The 21,468-nt window shown below is 59.6% G+C and carries 19 protein-coding genes; 15 read left to right on the forward strand and 4 right to left on the reverse strand.

The window, feature by feature from the left end:
* Positions 1-32 precede the first annotated feature (32 nt).
* The 10 genes from INS93_RS11325 to INS93_RS11370 are packed head-to-tail and all read left to right on the forward strand — an operon-like array spanning position 33 to position 12,864.
* A complete protein-coding gene (locus tag INS93_RS11325; protein ID WP_192981893.1) occupies positions 33-1,553 on the forward strand; it encodes a glycosyltransferase in 1,521 nt (506 codons plus the stop codon).
* A 17-nt stretch (positions 1,554-1,570) separates the two neighbouring features.
* Positions 1,571-2,716, forward strand: a complete 1,146-nt coding sequence (locus tag INS93_RS11330; RefSeq protein WP_192981895.1) for a PilZ domain-containing protein — start codon at positions 1,571-1,573, stop codon at positions 2,714-2,716.
* A gap of 7 nt (positions 2,717-2,723) precedes the next feature.
* A complete protein-coding gene (locus tag INS93_RS11335; RefSeq protein WP_192981897.1) occupies positions 2,724-4,199 on the forward strand; it encodes a sel1 repeat family protein in 1,476 nt (491 codons plus the stop codon).
* Positions 4,196-5,587, forward strand: a complete 1,392-nt coding sequence (locus INS93_RS11340) for an alginate export family protein (protein WP_192981899.1) — start codon at positions 4,196-4,198, stop codon at positions 5,585-5,587. The genes INS93_RS11335 and INS93_RS11340 overlap by 4 nt, the downstream gene beginning before the upstream one ends.
* A gap of 17 nt (positions 5,588-5,604) precedes the next feature.
* Positions 5,605-7,038, forward strand: coding sequence for an MBOAT family O-acyltransferase (locus INS93_RS11345; protein WP_192981901.1), 1,434 nt, complete (start codon positions 5,605-5,607; stop codon positions 7,036-7,038).
* A gap of 10 nt (positions 7,039-7,048) precedes the next feature.
* A complete protein-coding gene (locus INS93_RS11350; protein WP_192981903.1) occupies positions 7,049-8,152 on the forward strand; it encodes an alginate O-acetyltransferase in 1,104 nt (367 codons plus the stop codon).
* Positions 8,153-8,167: 15 nt separating this feature from the next.
* Positions 8,168-8,809 (forward strand): alginate O-acetyltransferase AlgF, encoded by a 642-nt coding sequence (locus INS93_RS11355; protein ID WP_160017549.1) that lies wholly within the window; start codon positions 8,168-8,170, stop codon positions 8,807-8,809.
* Positions 8,810-8,858: 49 nt separating this feature from the next.
* Positions 8,859-10,262, forward strand: a complete 1,404-nt coding sequence (locus INS93_RS11360; protein WP_226945468.1) for an alginate O-acetyltransferase AlgX-related protein — start codon at positions 8,859-8,861, stop codon at positions 10,260-10,262.
* Positions 10,253-11,368, forward strand: coding sequence for a polysaccharide lyase (locus INS93_RS11365; RefSeq protein WP_192981908.1), 1,116 nt, complete (start codon positions 10,253-10,255; stop codon positions 11,366-11,368). Before INS93_RS11360 ends, INS93_RS11365 begins: the two co-directional genes overlap by 10 nt.
* Before the next feature lie 14 nt (positions 11,369-11,382).
* Positions 11,383-12,864 carry a right-handed parallel beta-helix repeat-containing protein gene (locus INS93_RS11370; RefSeq protein WP_192981910.1) on the forward strand — a complete coding sequence of 494 codons (1,482 nt, stop codon included), beginning with the start codon at positions 11,383-11,385 and terminating at the stop codon, positions 12,862-12,864.
* 60 nt (positions 12,865-12,924) lie between these two features.
* On the opposite strand, the gene INS93_RS11375 is transcribed toward INS93_RS11370, so the two are convergent.
* Entirely contained in the window at positions 12,925-13,605 is a 681-nt protein-coding gene (locus tag INS93_RS11375; RefSeq protein WP_192981912.1) for a polysaccharide lyase family 7 protein, read from the reverse strand.
* A 990-nt stretch (positions 13,606-14,595) separates the two neighbouring features.
* On the opposite strand from INS93_RS11375, the gene INS93_RS11380 reads away from it, so the two are divergent.
* From INS93_RS11380 to INS93_RS11400, 5 genes are all read left to right on the forward strand, one after another.
* Positions 14,596-15,192, forward strand: a complete 597-nt coding sequence (locus tag INS93_RS11380; protein WP_192981914.1) for a hypothetical protein — start codon at positions 14,596-14,598, stop codon at positions 15,190-15,192.
* A 212-nt stretch (positions 15,193-15,404) separates the two neighbouring features.
* On the forward strand, positions 15,405-16,157 hold the full coding sequence (locus INS93_RS11385; protein ID WP_192981916.1) for a putative phage abortive infection protein: 753 nt from the start codon (positions 15,405-15,407) through the stop codon (positions 16,155-16,157).
* Positions 16,158-16,244: 87 nt separating this feature from the next.
* Positions 16,245-16,940 carry a hypothetical protein gene (locus INS93_RS11390; protein ID WP_192981918.1) on the forward strand — a complete coding sequence of 232 codons (696 nt, stop codon included), beginning with the start codon at positions 16,245-16,247 and terminating at the stop codon, positions 16,938-16,940.
* 85 nt (positions 16,941-17,025) lie between these two features.
* Positions 17,026-17,325: a hypothetical protein gene (locus INS93_RS11395; RefSeq protein WP_192981974.1), complete on the forward strand. Its 300-nt coding sequence runs from the start codon at positions 17,026-17,028 to the stop codon at positions 17,323-17,325.
* Positions 17,326-17,416: 91 nt separating this feature from the next.
* On the forward strand, positions 17,417-17,653 hold the full coding sequence (locus INS93_RS11400; RefSeq protein ID WP_192981920.1) for a hypothetical protein: 237 nt from the start codon (positions 17,417-17,419) through the stop codon (positions 17,651-17,653).
* 348 nt (positions 17,654-18,001) lie between these two features.
* On the opposite strand, the gene INS93_RS11405 is transcribed toward INS93_RS11400, so the two are convergent.
* The 3 genes from INS93_RS11405 to INS93_RS11415 all read right to left on the reverse strand — a co-directional run bounded on the left by INS93_RS11405 (position 18,002) and on the right by INS93_RS11415 (position 21,468).
* Positions 18,002-19,471, reverse strand: coding sequence for a sodium:solute symporter family protein (locus tag INS93_RS11405; RefSeq protein WP_192981923.1), 1,470 nt, complete (start codon positions 19,469-19,471; stop codon positions 18,002-18,004).
* Positions 19,472-19,597: 126 nt separating this feature from the next.
* Positions 19,598-19,990 carry a RidA family protein gene (locus INS93_RS11410; RefSeq protein WP_192981925.1) on the reverse strand — a complete coding sequence of 131 codons (393 nt, stop codon included), beginning with the start codon at positions 19,988-19,990 and terminating at the stop codon, positions 19,598-19,600.
* A complete protein-coding gene (locus tag INS93_RS11415) occupies positions 19,987-21,468 on the reverse strand; it encodes an N-acyl-D-amino-acid deacylase family protein (RefSeq protein ID WP_192981928.1) in 1,482 nt (493 codons plus the stop codon). Before INS93_RS11415 ends, INS93_RS11410 begins: the two co-directional genes overlap by 4 nt.

Here is a 21,468-nt window from a genome sequence, read left to right on the forward strand (position 1 = left end):
CGTACACGGCTTCACTGGAGGAAGCACGTCACATGCCTAGGTTATTCAATGGGGTCGACACCTCATCCGGTTTCGGCAAGCTGTGCGGTTGGCTATGCCTGATCGCCTTGCTCGCACTTGCCTCGGAAATGGTCGACCCGAGCTACCTCGACCCGTCGCATCAGAAATTCATTTTTCTGATCGGCGCGCTGGGCATGTGGCGTTATGGCAACGCCGCCACTCACTATCTGCGCGGCATGTACTTCCTGCACTGGCGCTTCCCACGGATGCGCAAGGCCGTCGAACGCATGGGGGCCGCGGCACTGCCCGAACACATGTTCATGGTGGTGACCAGCTTCCGCATCCCGACCCACACCACCTTCAAGGTGTACCAGTCGGTGTTTCAGGAAGTGCAGCGGATGCCGGTGCCCTGCACCGTCATCGCCTCGATCGTGGAGAAAGGCGACGAGAACTTCATCAAGGACATCATGCGTCAGGAAGTCCGCGACCGCGACGACATCAAGCTGATCATCATACGCGCCCGCGGCACCGGCAAACGCGACGGCCTGGCGCATGCCTTCCGCGCGCTGTCCCGGCAGATGCCGCTGGAGAACGCCGTGGTCGGTGTGGTCGATGGCGACACCATGATGCTGCCCGGCTGCGTCGAGCGCGCCGTCAGCATGTTCGCCTATCTGCCCAGCGTCGGCGGCATCACCACCAACGAGTTCTGCGAGGTGGAAGGCAGCCGGCTGATGCAGGAGTGGCACACCATGCGCTTCGTCCAGCGGCACATCAACATGTGCTCGATGGCACTGAGCAAACGCGTGCTGACCATGACCGGGCGCCTGTCGTTCTTCCGCGCCAGCGTGATGACCAACCCGGAATTCATCAAGGACGTGGAAGCCGACTTCCTCGATCACTGGCGGCTGGGGCGCTTCCAGTTCCTCACTGGCGACGACAAGTCCTCCTGGTTCAGCCTGATGCGCGCCGGCTGGGACACCTTCTACGTGCCCGACAGCCACACCCTGACGGTGGAGCATCCACCCGACAACAGCTTCCTGCGCGCGACCCGGCAACTGATGTACCGCTGGTATGGCAACTCGCTGCGGCAGAACTTCCGCGCTACCCGACTGCTGGGCCTCGACCGTCTGGGCCTGTTCACCATGTACGTGCTGTACGACCAGCGCGTGTCCATGTGGACCTGCCTGATGGGATTGAGCGCCTCGGTGGTGGCCGGCCTGCTGTTCGGCATCCAGTACCTGTTGCTGTACCTGTTCTGGGTGCTGTTGTCGCGCACCCTGGTAACGCTGTTGTTCTTCTTCGCCAAGCACCCGGTGCATCCGATGTACCCCTTCGTTCTGTATTACAACCAGATCGTCGGCTCGGTGATGAAGGTTTACACCATGTTCCACATGGACCAGCAGAGCTGGACCCGGCAAAAGACCACGCTCAGCAATGGCAGCGTCAGTTTCGATGCGGCCCTTAATCGATGGACGTCGAAGACGATGTTGTTGTCCTCCATTGCCATCTTCTTCGGGGTCATTTCGGTCCTGCTAGAACTCACGCAACCTTAAGTAAAGGCGCGAATGCTATGAGTAGCACCACTGTCTTACCTGCAAATGTTGTTCACGAAGCAATCGATGAGCGCCAGTTCGTCCGCGCCAAGATTCCCGCCCGCATCAGCCTGCAAGGGCACGGCCTGAACGGCGTGGAATGCGAGATCCTGGACATCTCCCTGGGCGGCATCGGTCTGTCCCACGAGCAGCCGCTGAAGCTCGGCAGCCTCTTCCAGGGCTCGATCAAGCTGAAGCTGAACAGGGTCGACCTGAACATCGACACCAAGCTGAAGATCGTCTCCCAGCGCGGCCATGAAGTGGGCGCCGAGTTCGTCGAACTGGATCGGCAGAAGCGCGACATCCTGCGCTACATCATCTCGGCCTACATGTCCGGCGACATCGCCGACATCAACGGCCTGTTCAACGTGATGCAGCGCGAGAACTACATCAAGGAGCGCAAGACCAAACAGGCCAGTTCGCGCACGCCCACGGAACGCCTGAAGGCAGCGCTGGGTTCGATGCTATTTCTCGGCGCCGGCCTGGCGGCACTGAGCCTGATCCTCTACAAGAGCTACCTGCTGTTCTTCCAGATGCCGGCCGCACAGGCGGTGGTCAGCGCCAACGCCTACGTGGTGAGCATGCCGGAGAACGGCAACCTCAAGTACCTGATCGGCCCCGAGCAGACCAGCGTGAGCACCGGCCAACCGCTGGCCAGCGTGTCCACGCAACTGGCCAGCAGCCTGACCAGCCCGACCGACATCGCCGCCCTGGCCAGCCTTTCCGAGCAGGATGCAGCCGCCCTGCTCGGCCGCGTGACCGTCGAGACGGTGATCGCCAGTCCCTGCGACTGCAGCCTGTACTTCCCCCGCCCGCGCATGGACGGCTTCGCCTACAAGCAGGAGCAACTGGTGCATCTGCTGCCGCAGGATCAGCCGCTGAACGTCAAGGCCAGCGTCCCCTTCGACCGCATGGACAAGATCGAGCGCGTGCGAGCGGTCGAGATGCGTGTGCTGGGTAGCGACGCCCTCTACAGCGGCGAAATCATCGCCAGCCGCGTCGACGACCAACGGCAGATGGTCGAGCTGACCATCAAGCCTGATCAGGCGTTGCCGCGCAGCGCCTATCAATTGCCGACGGCCGTCGACTTCAAGCTCGGCCTGCCCCTGCGCTGGACGTTCTGAGGTCGCCATGCCGGTCAGATACCTTCTTTGCACAACTGCCCTGACGCTGGCGCTCGCCAGCTCGGCGCATGCGGCGCGCAGCCTCGAACAGGTCCGTTATGCGCTGTTTCAGGACGGCCAGGCACAGGTCGAAGCAGACCTGCGCCATCTGGCCGCGCGTGGCGACCTGGGCGCCACGCGCCTGCTCGGCGAAGTGCTGGCCGGCCGCAGCCCGGCGAATACCACGCAGGCCATCGACCTGTTCAAGCAGGCCTTTGCCGATGGCCGCGGTGACATCGGCGCGCTGATCCCCCTGGCTCGCCTGGTGGACAACAAGCCGCGCTGGCGCGAAGCCAATCGCGCATACATGCGCCAGGCTCTCGGCCGCTTTACCGCTGGACGAGACTTCATCGCCGTCGACACGCGCCTGGAAGTATTCCTGGTCTACCCCGAGCTGTTCACGCAGGACGAGGTTACCCGCCTGATCGAACTCTATGACCGCGCCTGCCTGATCTACTGCCACGCGCCGCTGTACCGAGCGGTGGCGGCAGCCCGCTACGGTGAAAGAAGCGAAGCCGAGAAGTGGTTCCAACTGGCCGTGGAAAGCGACCCGCGCGCCGTGCAGCGCTATTACGAGTTTCTTGGCGAGCAGCGCAACGTGCTGTTTCGCGCCTTCGCCGAACGCCTGACGCCGCGCATGAACACGCTGCCGGTCGACCTGGTGCACCGCATCGCCCAGCAGGTGGCGAACATCCGCAACATCGAGATCAGCACTTTCAACAACAACCGCCCGACCACTCGCGCGCAGAACGACGAAGAAAAGCAGGCCCGCGAACTGAAGGCGAAGACCCATGCCAGCCTGGTCGAACAGCTCGACCGCGAAGTGCTGCAGTGGCTGGACAACGCCATCGAGCGTGATTTCGGTCCGGCCATGCTGAGCAAGGCCAGCTTCCTCATGACCGCACCGGACCGCTACGGCCCGGAGCCGGTGCTGGACCTGATCCAGCGCCTGGAACAACGCCAGGGCGAGAGCCTGACCCTGAGCATGGCCGAACGGGAAAACCCGATCACCCCGCAGCGCATCAAGGCACTGCGCGCCAGCCTGCACATGGTGCTGTGGCGCACCCTCGATCCGCAGTTGAGCCAACGCCTGATCACCGAGCTGCAGGCCGAGCAGTACCCCGAAGCACAGCTGCTCGAAGGCGACCTGTACAGCCAGGGCGGGCTGGACGAGCCCGATCAGGATCGCGCCCTGACCCTGTACATGGCAGAAGCCCGCCAGGGTTCGGTGAACGCCCTGCTACGCATCGCCCGCCTCTATACCTACGGCCGCGCCATCTGCCGCGATAACGGCAAGGCCTACGCCTTCGCCTATGCCGCCCACGAGCTGGGCGACCAGCGCGCCACCGACCTGATGCACTCGCTCAGCACCCGGCTCACGCCTGAACAGCGCGACATAGCCGCCGCCGAAGGCAACCGTCTTATCGAGGAATCCACACTGTGAGCGCTCCCAATTCCTTTGCCCGCGCAGCCCTGCTGCTCGCGTGCCTGCCGCTCGGTCTGCTGCACGCAGAAGAAACCAGCATCGCCTCGCCCGAGCTGGAGCCGGTCACTTCGCTGCTGACGCACAAGTTGTTCCTGCGCACCGGCTATGGGCCGGACGAAACGCGTCTGGGCGAAGACCGTCGCAGCTTCTTCAGCCTGCGCTATGAGCCGTCCTACCGCTGGTACTCCCCCGAACAACGCTGGGCCAAGTGGGAAGCCTTCGGCCGCCTGTGGCTCAACTACGACACCGATCCGAATGCCCTGCAAAGCGACGAGGGCAACGACGAGAACCTGTCGAGCCGGCGCCATGCCTACAGCGAAGCCCGCGAGTTCTATGTACGCCGCAACCTGCTGGGCGACGACCCGCGCTTTTCCGCGACTTTCGGCCGCCAGCGCTTCAGTGATCGTTTCGGCATCTGGTGGGACGACAGCATCGAAGCCCTGCGCCTGGACTACAACGACAGCTTCGGCAAAGGCTTTGTCGCCATCGCCGAGAAGTTCTACTACTACAACTCCGACGACAACCGCCTCGACCCGCGCGACAAGAAAATTCGCTACCTGATGGCCGAGTACGCCTGGCGCTGGCATGCCGATCACTGGATCGGCGCGCGCCTGCTGCACGAGGACGACTACTCGGGCAGCTCGCCCGATGATCGCCAGGACTTCGACGGCCTGCGTTACGGCGTATTCCTGCATGGTGACACCCGCCACCTGACGTCGCTGGTCAGCGACTACCACCTGGAAGTCGCGGCACTCGACGGCAGGCAGGAAACCACGCAGAACAATGGCCTGCGCGACAGCGGCGACAAGACTGGCTGGGCCGTGGTAGCGGATGTCGGCAAGCGCTTCGAAACGCTGCCATGGACACCGCGCGTGGGCATCAGTGGTGGTATCACCGATCGCCCGGACGACAGCGGCAGCGACGGTTTCACCCTCAACCGCATCCAGTCCGACCGGCGCAACGATCCGCTGAGCTACAGCAGTCGCCTGGTCAGCAACCTGGTCAGCGTCAACCTGAGCAACCTGGCCTTCTACGGCATCGTGCTGGAAACCCAGCCCACCGACCGCACTGCGCTGGATCTGCGCATCAGCGATCTGCATCTGCGCAACCGTTCGGCGCAGCTGCCCCTGCGTACCACCACCGAAGGCGTGGTGCGCGATACCGGCTCGTCCCATCTGGGCCAGGTGCTGGACATCAACCACTACTGGCGCATGTTCCCGCTGGCCTACGACGGCAAGCGGGTACAGCTCAACACCCTGGCCAGCCTGAGCTACTTCAAGGCCGGTAGTGCGCTGGAAATCGGTGATGACTATCAATTAACGCTGGGCATAACCCTGACTTACTGACCGAGAGCAGCGCTAGCATGATCTTCGCCTCCAACGTCTTCCTGTTCCTGTTCCTGCCGGTGTTCCTGCTTTGTTACTACATAGCCAAGGACCACTGGCGCTCGTACGTCATCGTGCTCGGCAGCTACCTGTTCTACGCCTGGTGGCGTCCGGACTTCCTGCTGCTGTTCGTCGCCATCTCGTACTGGAACTACTGGTTCGGCCTGCGCATCAAGGCGCGGATCGATGCCGGCGAGAAGAAGATCGCCTTTCGCCTGCTGACCGTCGGCGTGATCGGCAACCTGGCCACGCTCGGCTACTTCAAGTACGCCAACTTCGGCGCCGACGTGCTGGTGGCGGTGCTTGAACCGCTGGGCATCAATACCTTCACCCTGGAACACATCATCCTGCCGCTGGGCATCTCCTTCTATGTGTTCCAGGCGCTGAGCTACATCTTCGACATCTATCGACGCAATGCCGAACCCACTCATCGCTTCGTCGATTTCGCCGCCTATATCGCCCTCTTCCCGCAACTGATCGCCGGGCCGATCCTGCGCTACAGCCTGATCGACAAGCAGTTGAAGAACCGCACCCACTCGCTGGAGCTGTTTTCCTTAGGGGCCTGTCGCTTCATGCTCGGTTTCATCAAGAAGGTGCTGATCGCCGACTCCCTGGCACCGATGAATACCCTGTTCATTGGCGGCGGTGGCGAACTGCAGATGGCCGACGCCTGGTTCGGCCTGTTTATCTCGGCCCTGCAGCTGTACTTCGACTTCTCCGGCTACAGCGACATGGCCATCGGCCTGGGCATGATGATGGGCTTTCGCTTCGCCGAGAACTTCAACCAGCCCTATATCGCGCAGAGCATCACCGAGTTCTGGCAGCGCTGGCACATGACCCTGGCCGACTTCTTGCGCGACTACGTGTACATGCCGCTGGTACGCAAGCGCCTGACCGGCATGCTCGTCGGGCTGGTCATCACCATGGTGCTGTCCGGGCTCTGGCACGGGCCGAGCTTCGCCTTCATCTTCTGGGGGCTGTTCTTCGGCATAGCCATGGTGCTCGAACGCAAGCTGGGCATCGCCACCAAGGTCAACACGCCCTACAACTTCTGGCGCAACGCCCGCTGCATGTTCGTGCTGGCCTCCTGCATGCCGCTGTTCTTCACCGGCAACCTGCCGCACGCCCTGCAGGTCTATCAGGCGCTGATCGGCCTCAACGGCATCGGCTCGCTGGACCTTTACTGGTTCGGCACCTCAGCCATGACCATGACCTTCACCCTGATCGCCCTGCTGTGGATCGTCATCGCCGGCGGCATCAACATTCGCTACTACGCCGGCACGCACAAGGACCAGTACTTCATGCAGCACGTCAGCGGTTTCAGCGCCCTGCTGCTGTGGGTCGGCTTCCTGCTGACGCTGACGCGCCTGGCCGCGAACTCCTTCTCACCCTTCCTGTACTTCCAGTTCTGAGGATGCCCCCATGTTTCCGGTGATGAACTCGGCCAGCAAGATCAACGGGATTCTCTTCTGCGTGATGCTGTGCGCCATGTTCCTGTATTCGCTGCCGACGGTGTTCGCCTTCGCCGGCACGCAGACCCAGGCTGTGTCGCTGTTTCTCGACGGCAAACTGGTGCGCAAGTTCGAGCAGTTCTACGACAAGCGCCTGTTCCTGCGCGACCCGTCCGTCGAGCTGTGGGCCAACATCCAGCACGCGATCTTTCGTGAAGGCGCCAGCGGCGTGGTGCTGGGACGTGACGGCTGGTTGTTCACCAACCAGGAATACCTGCAGCCCAGGGACCTCGAGGGCAACCTGGAGCGACAGATCGTGCTGATCGACAAGGTGCGCGCGCAACTGGCGCAACAGGGCGCGCGGCTGATCGTCCTGCCCATTCCGATGAAGCTGGACACCTACACCGTACATTCCACCTATGCCCCCTCGCAGCCGATCAGCGACCTGTACCAGCACTTCAGCCAGCGCCTGCACGAACACGGCATCGACACCGTGGACCTGCGCAGCGCCTACCAGAACGCGGCGGCCAATGAGCAGCTGTTCCTGCGTAACGATACCCACTGGAGCCCGAGGGGTGCCGAACTGGCAGCGCAAACCCTGGCCGCGCAGTTCCCTGAACTGCAGGGCGAGACCCCTTACCTGACCCAGGCGGTCAGCGAAAAAGAGGTGACCGGCGACCTGCTCAACTACCTCAAGTTCGACCCCAGGCTGGCGCCCAGCTATTTCGAGCCGGTGCATATCCAGCTCTACGAAACCCTGCAGCAGAGCCGCAACGACCTCGCCGACAGCCTGTTCGGCGAAGAGGCCGTGTCACTGGCGCTGGTAGGCACCAGCTACACACGCATCGATGACTGGAACTTCGTCGGTTTTCTCAAAGAGGCCCTGCAGCGCGACCTGGTAAGCGTCGCACTGGAGGCCCGTGGCCCGTTCCAGTCGATGAACGAATTTCTCGCCGGCCCAGCCGCGAAAAGCGCTGAGCTGCAGACGGTCATCTGGGAATTCCCCCTGCGCACCCTGCTCGCCCAGCGCCAGATTCCTTCGCCCCTGGCTACGCCAGAAACTGCCCAACACTGACCGAGGTACCGTCGCATGCCTGCCTTCATTTCCCGCGCCCTGATCATCCTGCTGACGATCGCCAGCGCCGCCGCCCAAGCCCAGGACGGCAACGCCGACCTTTACGATCCGGTGGCCCCGGCCAACTCGGCTTTCGTACGGGTGCTCAACCTCAGCGAACGCAACATCGAAGTCACCCTCAGCGGCAAGAACAAACCCCAGGTCGTCACCGGCGGGCAGTTCGGCGGCTATCGCTTCGTTGTGCCGGGCAAGCAGCGCATCGCCGTGGCCAACCAGGCGATCGAGCATGAGCTGAAGGCCAACACCGCCAGCACGGTGATCTACCGCGACGGCCAGTTGCTGCTGATCGCCGACCAGTTCGTCAACGAACCGCGCAAGGCGCAGATCGCCTTCTACAACCTCACCGACAAGCCGGCAGCGCTGAAGACCGTCGACGGGCAGCACGTGGTGGTCGACACCATCGAGCGCGACCAGACCGGCAGCCGCATGGTCAACGAGCTGAAGATCGCCTTCGCCGCCTATGCCGATAGCGAACAGCTGATCGGTTTCGACGAGCTGTTCCTGAAAAAGGGCCGCTCCTACAGCTATGCCCTGCTACCCGCAGCCAACGGCTACCGCGCGATAACCCTGGCCAACAGCATCGACCCCAGCGAATGAACCCTGAACGGCCGGCCAAACAAGTGAGCGGACGATGATCCCAACGAGCATGAAGCACTATTTTCTACTGGCCATTGGCAGCCTGGTCGCAGCAGGCGTACAGAACGCCTCCGCTGCGGCGCAGGGCGAAAAGACCGATGAATGCACGGATTTGCAATGCCTGATCTGCCCGCAACTCAGTGCGCCCGAGGAATATGCCGAAGGCAACATGAAGTCACTCAAGCAGATCGTGCCGGGGAGCGACCGCTGGCTGTTCCGCTCGGAGGTCGACCTGACCAACGAGTTCGGCATTCCGCCAGCCATGCAGCCGGAGTTCGCCCGCCTGATGCGTGCGTTCGCCAGCCATGGCACCCAGGTGGCGGTAGCCGTGCAACCGACTCGCGGCCTGATGCATCGCGCCCAGCTGCAGCCAGGGCAGATGCATGGCTTCGACTACGCGCGTGCCAGCGCCAACCTGCGCAAGTTCCTGCAGCAGATGCGTGACGGCGGCGCCATCGTCCCGGACATCATGACCCTGGTGGAACAGCCGCCGAAGGACTTCTTCTTCCGCCGCGACCACCACTGGACCCCGGTAGGCGCAGAGGCCACCGCCCGCGTCACCGCCGATGCCATTCGCCAGCACCCGGTCTACGCGCAACTCCCGCGCAAGGGCTACACCACCGAGCGAACCCTGACCCTGTCCAAGGACGGCACCCTCAACCTCGGCCTGGCGGCGATCTGCGGCAACCACTTCGGTTATCAGTTCGTGCCCGGCTACCAGACCGTGCCGGAAGACAACGACGCCGCCCTGCTGTTCGAGGATCAGCCCGACCCGGAAATCGTCCTGGTCGGTACCAGTAACTCCGCCGCCCGTGAAGACGAGACCAAGCAGTTCAACTTCGACGGATTTCTCAAGCAGTACCTGAGCAGCGACCTGATCAACTACGCCCTGCCCGGCGCGGGCCAGGACGGCTCGCTGCTGGAATACCTGCTGTCGTCCAACTACGCACCGGACAAGGCGCCCAAGCTGATCATCTGGGAGCTGCCGGCCAACTACCGCCTGGATGGCGACCTGATGTACCGCCAGTTGATCCCGGCGGTCAACGGCGGCTGCAAGGCCAGCGACAGCCTGCTCGAAGCGCGTCTCGAACGCCCGGCCATGGGCCTCAACGATCGTCTCGAACTGCTCAGCAACGCCGGTGCGCAGCGCAAGGACCTCAAGGGCCGCGATGCGGTGCTCGACATCCGTATCAGCGACCCCAACATCAAGAACTTCTACATCATCACCTACTACGACAACGGCACGCGCGACAAGGTGTGGTTCCGCCGCGAGGCCATCGTCACCGGCGGCCAGTACTACCTGGAGCTGAGCCGCGCTGCGGAGTTCCGCGACGCCAACCTGCTCTCGGTGCTGCTAGAACCCACCCAGGTCGTGGAGCAACCCTTCCAGATCGAGACCAAGCTATGTCTGTGAGGATGTCGCCCGGCCGCCTGACGGCCATGCTGGTGCTGCTCGCCGGCTCCATGAGCGCCAGCGCCACGCAGTCGATCTGGAGCAACCACGCGCCGAACGTGGCGGCGCAGATGACGGGCGACTACCGCAACGCGAGCTGCCCGAAAAAACCGCCTGCCGCCTACACCGGGCACCTGCAACTGGACAGCAAGTACGACCAGAGCGACGCCAGCAAATCGCGACTGGTAGCACGCCAGAGCAAGGACACCGAACGCATCCGCCAGCAGGTCAAGCAATACATCGGCGGCTTGGTGAAAGCGACACAGGTGTTCCAGCGCACCCGCAAGGCCGATGAAGCCACCACCGCCCTGGCCTGCCTGAACCAGTGGCTCGATGCCTGGGCCGGCAAATCGGCGCTGCTCAGCGACGACGCCAGCAAGACCGGTGTCGCCTCGCGCAAATGGGCCCTGGCTGCCATCGCCTCAACCTTGCTCAAGGTCCAGGCCTTGAGCGATCAGCGCTATCAGCTGAGCACCGTTCAGGCGCGCTGGCTGGGCGAGCTGTCGGCCAAGGTGATCGCCGAGTACGAGCCGCGCCGCTACGACAGCGGCATCTACTTCAACAACCACGACTACTGGGCCGCCTGGGCCGTGGCCGCCACCGCCATGCTGCTCGACGATGACCGCGCCCTGGCCTGGGCCGATGTCGCACTGCGCCGCGCCTTCACCCAGCTCACCCCCGGCGAGGGCGATTACCAGTACCTGCCCCTGGAGGTCGCTCGCGGCCGTCTGGCTGCCGACTACAGCCACTACGCCCTGGTGCCGCTGATGCTGCTGGTGGAGGCTGCCGAACATAACGGTCGCCCACTCACCGAGCAGGAGCGCGAGAAACTCGCCGGCCTGGCCAACTTTGCCGCGCGCGCCGCGCTGGAGCCCAAGACCCTGGCGGAACTGACCGAGCGCCAGAGCGAAGTCGGCCCGCACAAGATGGTCTGGGTGCTGCCCTTTCTCACTCGCTATCCGCAGCACCAATGGGCCGCACGCCTGTACCAGGCACACGGTAAAGCCATCAATCATTACAGCCAGGTGGGCGGCGATCTGAAACCGCTCTACCCCCAGCTCAACTGACGCAGGATGCCACCATGTCCCAGGCACTGACCCTCTCCCGCGCGCTGCTGCTGACGGCCTGCGCAGCCTGCAGCCTGAGCGCCCTCGGCGGCCCGGCGGCGTTGCACACGCTGGACCCGCAATGGCAACAGCAGCAGCAACAGCGCACCCGCCAGCAGATCATGCAGCACAGCCAGCCACCGGCCTTCGACCTGCCGGCACCGTCGCAGCGCGGCAACGCCAGCCTGGAGCCGATGTATTCGGCGCAGGCGGGCAGTTGGCCGTTCGAGCCGTTCGTGCATAACGGTCTGTTCCGCGCCATCGCCAGCTACCAGGCGCAACACCCGCGCGCCGTGGTCATCCGCGGTGGCAGCGTCAGCCTGGAGCAACTGCACGCGCAACTGAACGACCCAAAGGTGCTGCGTAAGCATGAAGACGGCTATCTGCTCAGCTACCCGCTGATGATTGCCGAAGACGCCGCCCTGCTCGTCGACGACCAGGTGCTCTACCTCTTCGGCCCGTCGGGCACCGCGCTGATCAACCAGGGCTTGCTGCAGGTGCAGGGCTCGCGCCTGGAAAGCTGGAGCGACGGCCGCGCGCTGGCCACCGACCGCCCTACCCGGCCCTTCATCATGAACTGGGCCGGCAGCCGCTTACGGGTTGTCGACTCGCATCTGGTCAAGATCGGCTACAACGCCAACTTCTCCCGTGGCATCAGCAGCGGCATTAGCGCGCAGCAGTCCGCCACCCGGCCGGCGGCGCGCATTCTGATCGACAACAGCCGCTTCGACAGCATGGCCAGCGCCCTGGAGCTGCGCCACAGCGAGGCCCTGATCCGCAACAACCAGTTCAGCCACCTGCAGCAGTACGGCATCGACCTGGGCAACAGCCGCTTCCTGATCGAAGACAACCGCATCGACGGCGTAAAGCACAACAGCGGTATCCGCATCGGCGGCAGCAGCAGCGGGCGCATTCAGAACAACCTGATTTTGCACACCGGCAAGAGCGCCATCGAAGTCAGCGAGCAAAGCGGCGCCCTGCTGATCGAGAACAACCGCCTCGGCGCGTCCAAGGGCTACGGCGTGATGCTGCGGCAGATCAACGGCGGAGCCGGGCTTCTGATCGAGAACAACCTGATCGCCAACAACCAGCTCAGCGCCATCGACGCCGGCGGACTCAGCGGCGCCCTGATCATCGACAACCGCATCCAGTCCACCCCGGAATACGCCATCAGCCTGCGCAACGAGCAGCTCACCGCAGGCCAACTGGTCATCACCGGCAACACCCTGGAAAGCATCGGCAAAGCCATGATCCGCGTGGAAGGCATGCAGAACACCGTGCTGGGCAGCAACCAGTACCGCGCCAACCCGCTGCTGCAGAACCTGCTGATTGGCGATCTGCTGCCCCTGCAGAGCCAGATCCTCGACAACACCGTGCGGCGCAACTGCCACCTGCAGATATCCCAGCCCCTGACCGGCACCGCAGGCAGCGCAGACGCCCCCACCTGCACCAACTGACCAGCGCCAGACGTGGCTGAAAGGCCTGCACTCAACCCGATCCGAGTGCAGGCCAGAACACTAGCGATGTTCGACTTTCAACGCTGAAAACACCGCAGCCCCGGCGCTGGTTTCATTGCCGTTGTTGTCGAGCGTGTAAACACCCGCCTTGAAATACAGGTTGTGACTGGCCCAGGCCGAATTGAGCACAGCGCTCCAGGTCTTGACCGCGCCACCCGGCTCAACCAGGCCAATCGTCAGCCTGCCGTTCTTCGCCAGAAAGACCTCATAACTGAAATCCTGATTCAGCTTGATCTTGCTCGACAGCACGATCTTGGTGGAATTGCTGCTGGCCGGATTGCCCCGAAACGAAATCACCACATTGCCATAGCCAGTGGGTGACAAGGATTGATAGCCCAACATCATGGGGGGCGACGTGCTGTTCTTCGAATGGATCTGGGAAAAGGCGAGCAGCCCATTCGACGGCACCTGAGTGATTCTCGCCGTGGCGGTCAGCACGTTATCCGCGGCGCGATAGGGCCAGTTGCGCAGAGCGCCGTTGGCGAACGTCTCGCGCAACTCACTGCGCGGATAGGTCGAGTTGGCAGTCGTGGTGCCGTTGACCGGCGCCCAGAAAAACAACTTGCCCTCCTTCGACTGAAAGTAATGATCCTGATACCCACCGGCCAGAACGGGGGTGGAAATGACGGCAGCAGGAACACCGACAGGGATGGTCAGGTTCCAGGTGGACAGATCGATCATGGGGGCGGTACTCCGAGAGAGGAACGACGGTCGTACGCCCGATCTATCCATGACCGTGCCGGCATCGCTTCGAGCGTTGAGGCGCAGAATATCGGCACACTCAGCGCCAGTTAACGACCATCCGTCACCGTGCTGGCGCTATTTTTTTGACCTTTTGAAACATAGCCAACAGCAAAATCTATCCACCCATTCACCGCTAAGGAATTTCCCAAGCGAAACGCCGAACAGCGCGCCAAAACTGAAGGAGTTGGCGCCAATGAGCGCTTTGCAGAAATGTGCGCCAGCTCGCGCTTTGTAGCGCGGCGAGCGCTCCTTCTAGTGCGCTCAGCCATTCACTGCCGGCTCAAGCGAACTCACGGAAACGATAAAGCCCCGAAGCGCATTGCGCTTCGGGGCTTTGGTTTGGATATGAAGGGAAAGATGGAGATTTGAACCCGTTCTAGCAGGTGCCCATTATTGCCCGTCCCTGCCCAACGATAGCAAAATCAAGGCTTTCGCCTCATACCTTCTACCCATTGCTGCCCTGTTTCGCCCGTTGATTTCGACACTTTTTCGACACGGCAGCTAGACATGTTTCTGGCGCAAAGGTAGCTTTTCGCCATCAGCAAAATAATGAGCGTTAGCTCACAATATGACGAAGGAAGCGATCATGGCTGTTTCTAAAGAGACTGATGCAATTGGCCAAGCAGTAGCTGCAGGTGTAGGCGCAACTGCTGGGGCTGGAGCTGGCGCAGCTATTGGAGTGACTACAGTAGCTGCCGCAGCACAAGCCGCCGCAACTGCAAGCCTTGCGGGAGCTGGTGCCGTCGCAGGAGCAGGAGCAGCAGCAACAACCGGTGCTCTTGCTACCGCTGGTGGAGGAGCTGTGGCTGCCGGTGGTGCAGGTATGATTGGCGGCGTTGGCTCTATTGCAGGCGCTGCTGCAGCTTCCGCTGCTGTTCCTGTAATTGGCTGGGCAGTGGGCGGCGCACTTCTTGCCGGGGCTGGTGCATGGGGTGTTTACAAGCTCGCCACTCGAAAAATCAAGTAATTAATAATCCTTTTGTTTCATCTTACTTTATAAAAACAGCTTATACATTTAGCATTATAAAAATACTGGGAGTCAATATGTCTATTTTTACGGAAATCATGAATGAACGTGCTGAAGAAAGAGCCAAAGCAGATGAAGCAGCTCGTCAAGCACAAGAGCTAAAAGCGTCTAAAGATGCTGAATTTATTGAAAAATTTAATTCCCACATTGACACCATCGCCAAGCCCATATTTGGTGAGTTTGTCGCTGACGCCATTGCGCACAATTTCCCTGCAGCTATTGAAGAAAATAAAGATGGATACGGCCATCCTTATATTTCTCTGCGTTTCATACCAGAAGAAGGCAAGGAACTTGGCCGGGTTCCTACGTCTGAATGCTCGTATGTTATCAAGGCGATCCTACATAGTCGCCAAGTTGAGCATAATATTTATTATGACCAGCGCCCTGGTGTGAATGGCTTTAAAAAAGAGTCATTTGGCGTTCAATCTATCTCTATGCAAATGGTAGAAAGGAAGCTTCGTGAGCTTTTTAGCTTAGCCCTTAAATCTCGCGAATAGTTCTTAAAAAAACCAAAAAATGGTGGGCAGATCTATTTTTTCGATCTGACGAAAGCGATGAATAAATCCGTCCACTCTTTCGTGATTCTCGCCTGCAAGCGCAACAAATAAATTCGCCGTTATTTGAAGACTGCCAATTGGCGGAGCCATACTACCTTCCTTACTACTAAACCAGTACGAAAAACCATCTGACCACTATTAGAGTCCAAATAATGAACCTCTCAAATCCGTGGCTGATTTTTGGCGCAATAACCCTTGTATTCTTTAGCTTCTCCGCTTCTCTTCTCGGCTTTATCTGGCCAATAGAAGAGTTCTCCGTCTCTAAATCCGGCGTATTTGGAGACAGCTTCGGTGTTTTGACTTCTCTATTTAATGGCCTTGCTTTGGGTGGATTAATCTTGACCATTGCACAGCAGAGAAATGAATTCAAACAACAGCATTTCGAAAACATACTTTTTGAAATGATTCGCCTTCATGTCGACCTGACAGGCTCAATCGATCTGAAGAAGAAGAATGAAGACAACACTGAGTTTTTAACCGAAGGTCGAGACTGCTTTAAGTTTTTCTACGAAAAACTAACCGGCACATTTCACCATCAAGACACAAACTACAAAAACAAAGAAGAAATCAAACGCTTTGAGGATGCATACGATTACTTTTGGAGCAAGTGGCACAAAGAGCTTGGTCATTACTTCAGGTCGCTTTACACAATCTTCAAATACATTAGCGACTCAGACATAAAAGACAAAAAACAGTATGCTAATATTGTAAGGGCGCAACTTTCCGACTACGAACTTTTAGTTCTTTTCTATAATTGCCTTGCACGATACGGAGTAGAAAAATTCAAGCCTCTGGTAACTGAATATGAGCTCTTTGACAACCTACCAATCGACAAGTTATACAAGCAGGAAGATAGATCAAAATATGAATCCAAGGCGTTCGGCTCTAACAAATCGCTCCCCTAAAGCTCTTCAGTAAAGGGGGTAGATTTTTTCAATTGGCAAGCGCAATAAATAAATCTGCCCCTTTTCGATAGGGCAATCGAGACTCGTATGGATAGCCAGAAAGCAGCCAAAGTCAGTACCAATATAGAAGAGCTTCAAGCTCTAATGGCTGCGTATGCCACTGACGGTCGTAGCTATGGTCAGTCTGAGGCTTATAGAGAGCTTTATGCGGAAATAATCATTGACCTAGAAGAATCTAGGTACTCCAACCCAAATCCGCACAAAACCATTGAATCCTTCTATGCGCACTGCAAGATGAAGGAAATGAAAATCTACGCAATGCGCAGGGAGTACATAGCGGACATATATTCCGACATTCAACTTGAATTAAAGCGTATTCAGCGCCATGCGGCCTCATCGAAAGGCTGGAAAAAGGCAAACGATGCGCTTCAAGACAATTTAAGCCCTATTCGCGCACAGTGGCTAAAAGCTAAAAACTTCATCTACGCCCCAGCGCCTGACTTCGAGAACTCAATTAAGGAATCCATAAATTCTATTGAATCCTGCCTTATGGTTCTTCTAGAAGCACCAAATGGTACGCTCGGCAAAATCATAAAAAATGCGGTACTAGACCAAGATATTGAAAGACTAATTAGTCAAGCTTATGGCTTTGCCAGCAATAAGGACTTTGTTAGGCATGGTGGAACGGGGGAGTCAGCCGTCCGAAAGGAGGAAGCTGAGTTCTTCTTGGACTTCTCGGCCATTGCTATCGTATATATCGTAGCGAAGTTAAAAAAAACCTAGCAATGGCCTGTAACAAATAGCTCAGGCCACTCGCTCCAGACCGGCTAAAATCGCTCCCTAACCAAACGGTAGGTTCTATACAATGATGACAATCGATCTGAATGACCCAGCACAATTCACTAAGAAGAACGTCTCCAATTTAATCGGCTCTGTCATTGACAGTCAAAATTGGCAGTTGCGCGTCACAAAGAGTGGTATTGCATATCTGTCCGACGTAGTCGGAAACAAAAACACAGAAAATCTGGCGTTTCGCTTAGAAACGTGGTGCGCTGGAAATAACTACGTAGGCTTCCAGGCAGCTCATGACGAAAGCTGGGTAAACCAAGTATATGAAGACCTCAAAGAAAACTGGCCAAACCCAAAGAGCACGCTGATCGATTATTAAACCTACTCAGTCGCTCAAATCGCTCAAATCGTTCACTGGATCGGGTCAAAACTCGGCCCTTAACCAAACCTCAGCCATAAAAGGAATTCTAATGAGCCAGTACGAACTCACAAACATTATAAAAGTATTAGAATTAAGGAGAACCGAAGAGCTCAATAGCTACCTTGATATCGGCTGGGTGTTGATTGGCACTTCAAGCGACCAACACTCTGCGCACGGTTATCACTTGTCATATAGTATTGGCTGGTCTAAAAACCTAGGCGAAGTGAAGTTCCCAGAAAAAACCAAAAGCGAAATAGAGCTAGAAAACTGGGCTAATAATTCATAATTTACTACTGACAAGAATAACAATCGGGGACAGACCACGATTCATCTTCCGTGAATCGTGGTCCGTCCCTGCACCCTATTGTTCTCCTATTTTTCCGTAAATCGTGCCCCCTATTGGTCTCGCGCCGAACGCTGGGCAAAGCTCTCCCGTCCGGCAGCGGTCGGTTTTGTTCAAAGGGGTAAATGCTGGGTCAGGCGCTTTGGCGGCGGTCCCGTGTGCGTTCTAAGGTCAGATCGCTGACACGGATGGCGCTTTCCCTTTTTTCATCAGCGGTTTGGCGAATCGCTCGTATACCACTCCAACTCCCATTCACATTCCCAGGTATACGCGGCGTACCGGCCGTGGATATCACGAGGCCGCTCTGATCGGCGCATTCATTGCCTCGCGTTCTTCAGTAAGCCGGGCCAGTGCTTCTTCATGGGTTACGTGGCAACGCGGGGTGAGCAAGGAAACCACTACCCCAGCCACCAGAGCAGCCATTACCGCAGGAATGCTCGGGTTGCCCCAATAGGCGGTCCAGCCCGCATGGGCGATGATGGCGAGCGAGGTAGCGGATGCGGCGATCAGAGTGGCAATCGCGCCTTGCCAGTTGTAGCGGGACCAGAACTTGCCGAGGATTGCGCAAACGAACATGCCAGCCATGACTGTTGCGATCATCTTGGTGATGTAGCTGATGATGTTGTCCGACGTGAGTGCGAATGCGAGCGCCAGGCCGATGGTGAACAGCAGCGCGAACCGCGAATAGCGCACTACGCGTTCGGGCGCAGGCATGTGGCCGGTCACCAGCGTGTAGATGTCGCGCATCATGATGGAGACGCCGGCTAGCGCGTCCGAGCTGGCACTGGACATGGTAGCGGAGAGGCCGGCGATCATCACCAGCAATCCCAGCCCGAGCGGCAGTACCTGAGTAGCAAGGAAAGGAAAGGCGTAGTTGCTGTTTTCCAGATCCGGCGCGAGGGTGTGGGCAGCCATGCCAATGATCGCGGGAATGACGGAAAAACCAAGGTACAGCACGCCGGTAAAGATAAAGGAGCGTCGCACGCTGCTGACTGAATCCGCCGAATAGATCCGCTGGCGGAACGAGGGTGTCGCGAGTACGCCGACTCCGACCACGACAGCCAGGGAGATCGCTGGAATCAGCCCCAGCGTGCCTATCCCGAATGCATCCGTGGCGGCGGGATCCATGTGATCGGTGAGATGCTCGAAGCCGCCGATCTTTATCAATGCGAACACAGCCATGGCGATGAAGCCCACGAAGAGCAAGATCGCCTGGATGGTGTCAGTCCAGACCACGGCCAGGTACCCGCCAATGATGCAGTACAGGCCAAAGCCGATGGCGACTACGAGTTTCGCTGTGTTCAGGTCGATACCGGTGATCCACGCCAGGTACATGCCGCCACCCAGAATGTGCGCACCCAGCCAGCCAATGCTGGCGATGTAGATCAGCAGGGCAACTACGTTGCGAACAACCCTGTTCCCGCCCACGTAATACGCCAGCTCCTCGCTCATGGTCATGAAGCGCAGCTTGCGTACCGAGGCGAACAGTACGGCAAGCAGGAGGATGCCGACCGCACCGCCGATGCCGTACAGCGCACCGGCCCAGCCGTTGTTGTAACCAAAGCCGACCGCTCCCATGCTCGAACCGGTGCCGACCATGGTCGCAACCGTCGTGCCGATCGTGAGAAAGAGCGGGATGCTGCGGCCGCCGAGCAGAAAGTCGTCGCCATTGGAGCGGTGGTTTCGCGAAACCCACCAGCCCAGCCAGATCATGGCCAGGAGATACAGGAAGAAACTGCCGAGAAAGATGTTGCTGTTCATACCGGACCTCAGATTGGAATGATTGTTGAGTGAGGTAGTAGTCATGCGAGCCGGAGAATGCGGGGCGCCGGCTCGGTCAATGGGTGATGTGGTTGTTTTCCTCCTTCGCAGCGGATGGGAGTGGAATCAGGCGCGAGACGCCTTGAAGCACTTCACGTCGACCTCGACCTTGCAATCGACGACCAGGTCTTGAACGCTGCAGATGCGTGCTGGCGGGTGGTCGCCGAAGACTTCCTTGAACACCTTGTTGAAGGAGCTGAAGTAGCGAGCGTCGGTGAGCACGGTGGTCACGTGCACGACGTCTTCGACGCCGTAGCCGGCCTCCGCCATGATGTCCAGGCAATTCTGAAAGGCGAGGCGGGATTGTTCGATGATGCCGCCCTCGACGACCTCACCGTCTTTCATCGGCGTCTGTCCGGAAACGTACAGCCAGCCGCCGGCCTCTACGGCGCGCGAGAAAGGCAGTTTCTGTCCGCCGGTGCCGGTGCCGCCTTCGGCGCCATATCGTTTGATGCTCATGCGTTCTCCTTGGTTTTGGGTAGTAAATGAGAGGATTTGGCGGTGCGCTTGAGCAGGCGGCCGGCGCGCTGGACGAGACGCCCGTGCTGGTATGCCACCGCTCCGTTGACCACGACCAGATCGATGCCCCGTGCCGCGGCAATTGGCTCGTCGAAGGTGGCGCGGTCCTGCACGTTGTCGAAGTCGAACAGGGTCAGGTCGGCGTAAGCGCCTTCGCGGAGCTCACCGCGATCACCCAGGCCGAAGCTACTGGCCGACAGCCCGGTCATCTTGTGAATGGCCTCGGACAGGGTGAACAGCCGCTGGTCGCGGCAGAAATGCCCGATGACGCGCGGAAAAGTGCCCCACAGCCGGGGATGCGGATGGGGGTCGTTCGGCAGGCCATCGGAGCCGACCATGCTCAGCGGATGCTTCAGGATGCGCCGCATGTCTTCTTCGGCCATGTTGTGGTAGACCGCTCCGGCGGGCTGCAGGCGACGGGCGGCCTCAAGCAGCGAGACATTCCAGGCATCTGCGATGGCTTGCAGCGGCTGGCGCGCCATCTCGGGGTGCTGATCGGACCAGGTGATGAAAATCTCGATCTCGTCGGTGACCTGTCCCAGGTCCAGCGTCGAGGAGCCCGCGGTATAGGGATAACAATCGCAGTAGCAGGAGTGGTTCCGTGCCGCTTGCTCGAGCTTCTCGAGCGCCAGCGGCGCGGTGCCCCAATTCCCCACCCCAGCGCACTTCAAATGAGAAATGACCAGCGGCGCGTCGCCATGGCGGGCGGTAGCCACCGCCTCGTCCATCGCGTCCAGAAGACCGGCGAACTCGTCGCGCAGATGCGTGGTGTAGATGCCGCCCGCGGCGCCCACTTCCTCAACCAGTGCGCGCATTTCAGCTTCCGGTGCCTGCCGGGCATTGATATAGGCGAGTCCCGAACTCAGGCCGATAGCGCCGTCGGCCAGTGCCTGGCGCAGGGCGATGCGCATCCGCTGGATCTCGTCCGCGCTGGCGGGACGATCGAAACGATCCATGAAGTTGGCGCGCAGCGCCGTATGGCCGATCAACGCCGCGACATTGATGCTGGGACGGGCCACCTCCACCGATTCGGCATAGGTGCTGAACGCGGGATAGCGAAAGTCCTCGACACGGCCCAGCAGATTCATCGGATCGGGGACTTCATCGCCGGGCAGGCGCACCGGCGAAGCGCTGATGCCGCAGTTACCGACCACGACGGTGGTTACGCCCTGGGTGAGTTTGGGCAACATCTCCGGCGTACGGATGACATTGATGTCGTCATGGGTATGGACGTCGATGAAGCCGGGCGACAGGCAGCGCCCGTCGCCCTCGATGCAGATATCGGCGGACCAAGCGCTGAGGTCGCCGAGGGCGACAATGCGTTCGCCGCGCACGGCCAGATCGCCGCTATAGGGTGCGGCACCGGTGCCATCGATGAGCTGAACATTGCGGATCAGCAGGTTGGCGTGCTGAGGCAT

Source organism: Pseudomonas sp. EggHat1, from assembly GCF_014892995.1.
Taxonomy (GTDB): domain Bacteria; phylum Pseudomonadota; class Gammaproteobacteria; order Pseudomonadales; family Pseudomonadaceae; genus Aquipseudomonas; species Aquipseudomonas chaetocerotis.

Excerpts from the sequence above, each read along its gene's own strand:
- INS93_RS11325 (WP_192981893.1), top strand. The coding sequence starts at position 33 with ATGCCTAGGTTATTCAATGGGGTCGACACCTCATCCGGTTTCGGCAAG.
- INS93_RS11330 (WP_192981895.1), top strand. The coding sequence starts at position 1,571 with ATGAGTAGCACCACTGTCTTACCTGCAAATGTTGTTCACGAAGCAATC.
- INS93_RS11335 (WP_192981897.1), top strand. The coding sequence starts at position 2,724 with ATGCCGGTCAGATACCTTCTTTGCACAACTGCCCTGACGCTGGCGCTC.
- INS93_RS11345 (WP_192981901.1), top strand. The coding sequence starts at position 5,605 with ATGATCTTCGCCTCCAACGTCTTCCTGTTCCTGTTCCTGCCGGTGTTC.
- INS93_RS11350 (WP_192981903.1), top strand. The coding sequence starts at position 7,049 with ATGTTTCCGGTGATGAACTCGGCCAGCAAGATCAACGGGATTCTCTTC.
- INS93_RS11355 (WP_160017549.1), top strand. The coding sequence starts at position 8,168 with ATGCCTGCCTTCATTTCCCGCGCCCTGATCATCCTGCTGACGATCGCC.
- INS93_RS11360 (WP_226945468.1), top strand. The coding sequence starts at position 8,859 with ATGAAGCACTATTTTCTACTGGCCATTGGCAGCCTGGTCGCAGCAGGC.
- INS93_RS11365 (WP_192981908.1), top strand. The coding sequence starts at position 10,253 with ATGTCTGTGAGGATGTCGCCCGGCCGCCTGACGGCCATGCTGGTGCTG.
- INS93_RS11370 (WP_192981910.1), top strand. The coding sequence starts at position 11,383 with ATGTCCCAGGCACTGACCCTCTCCCGCGCGCTGCTGCTGACGGCCTGC.
- INS93_RS11375 (WP_192981912.1), bottom strand. The coding sequence starts at position 13,605 with ATGATCGATCTGTCCACCTGGAACCTGACCATCCCTGTCGGTGTTCCT.
- INS93_RS11380 (WP_192981914.1), top strand. The coding sequence starts at position 14,596 with ATGGGGTGTTTACAAGCTCGCCACTCGAAAAATCAAGTAATTAATAAT.
- INS93_RS11385 (WP_192981916.1), top strand. The coding sequence starts at position 15,405 with ATGAACCTCTCAAATCCGTGGCTGATTTTTGGCGCAATAACCCTTGTA.
- INS93_RS11390 (WP_192981918.1), top strand. The coding sequence starts at position 16,245 with ATGGATAGCCAGAAAGCAGCCAAAGTCAGTACCAATATAGAAGAGCTT.
- INS93_RS11395 (WP_192981974.1), top strand. The coding sequence starts at position 17,026 with ATGACAATCGATCTGAATGACCCAGCACAATTCACTAAGAAGAACGTC.
- INS93_RS11400 (WP_192981920.1), top strand. The coding sequence starts at position 17,417 with ATGAGCCAGTACGAACTCACAAACATTATAAAAGTATTAGAATTAAGG.
- INS93_RS11405 (WP_192981923.1), bottom strand. The coding sequence starts at position 19,471 with ATGAACAGCAACATCTTTCTCGGCAGTTTCTTCCTGTATCTCCTGGCC.
- INS93_RS11410 (WP_192981925.1), bottom strand. The coding sequence starts at position 19,990 with ATGAGCATCAAACGATATGGCGCCGAAGGCGGCACCGGCACCGGCGGA.
- INS93_RS11415 (WP_192981928.1), bottom strand. The coding sequence starts at position 21,468 with ATGCCTCAGCACGCCAACCTGCTGATCCGCAATGTTCAGCTCATCGAT.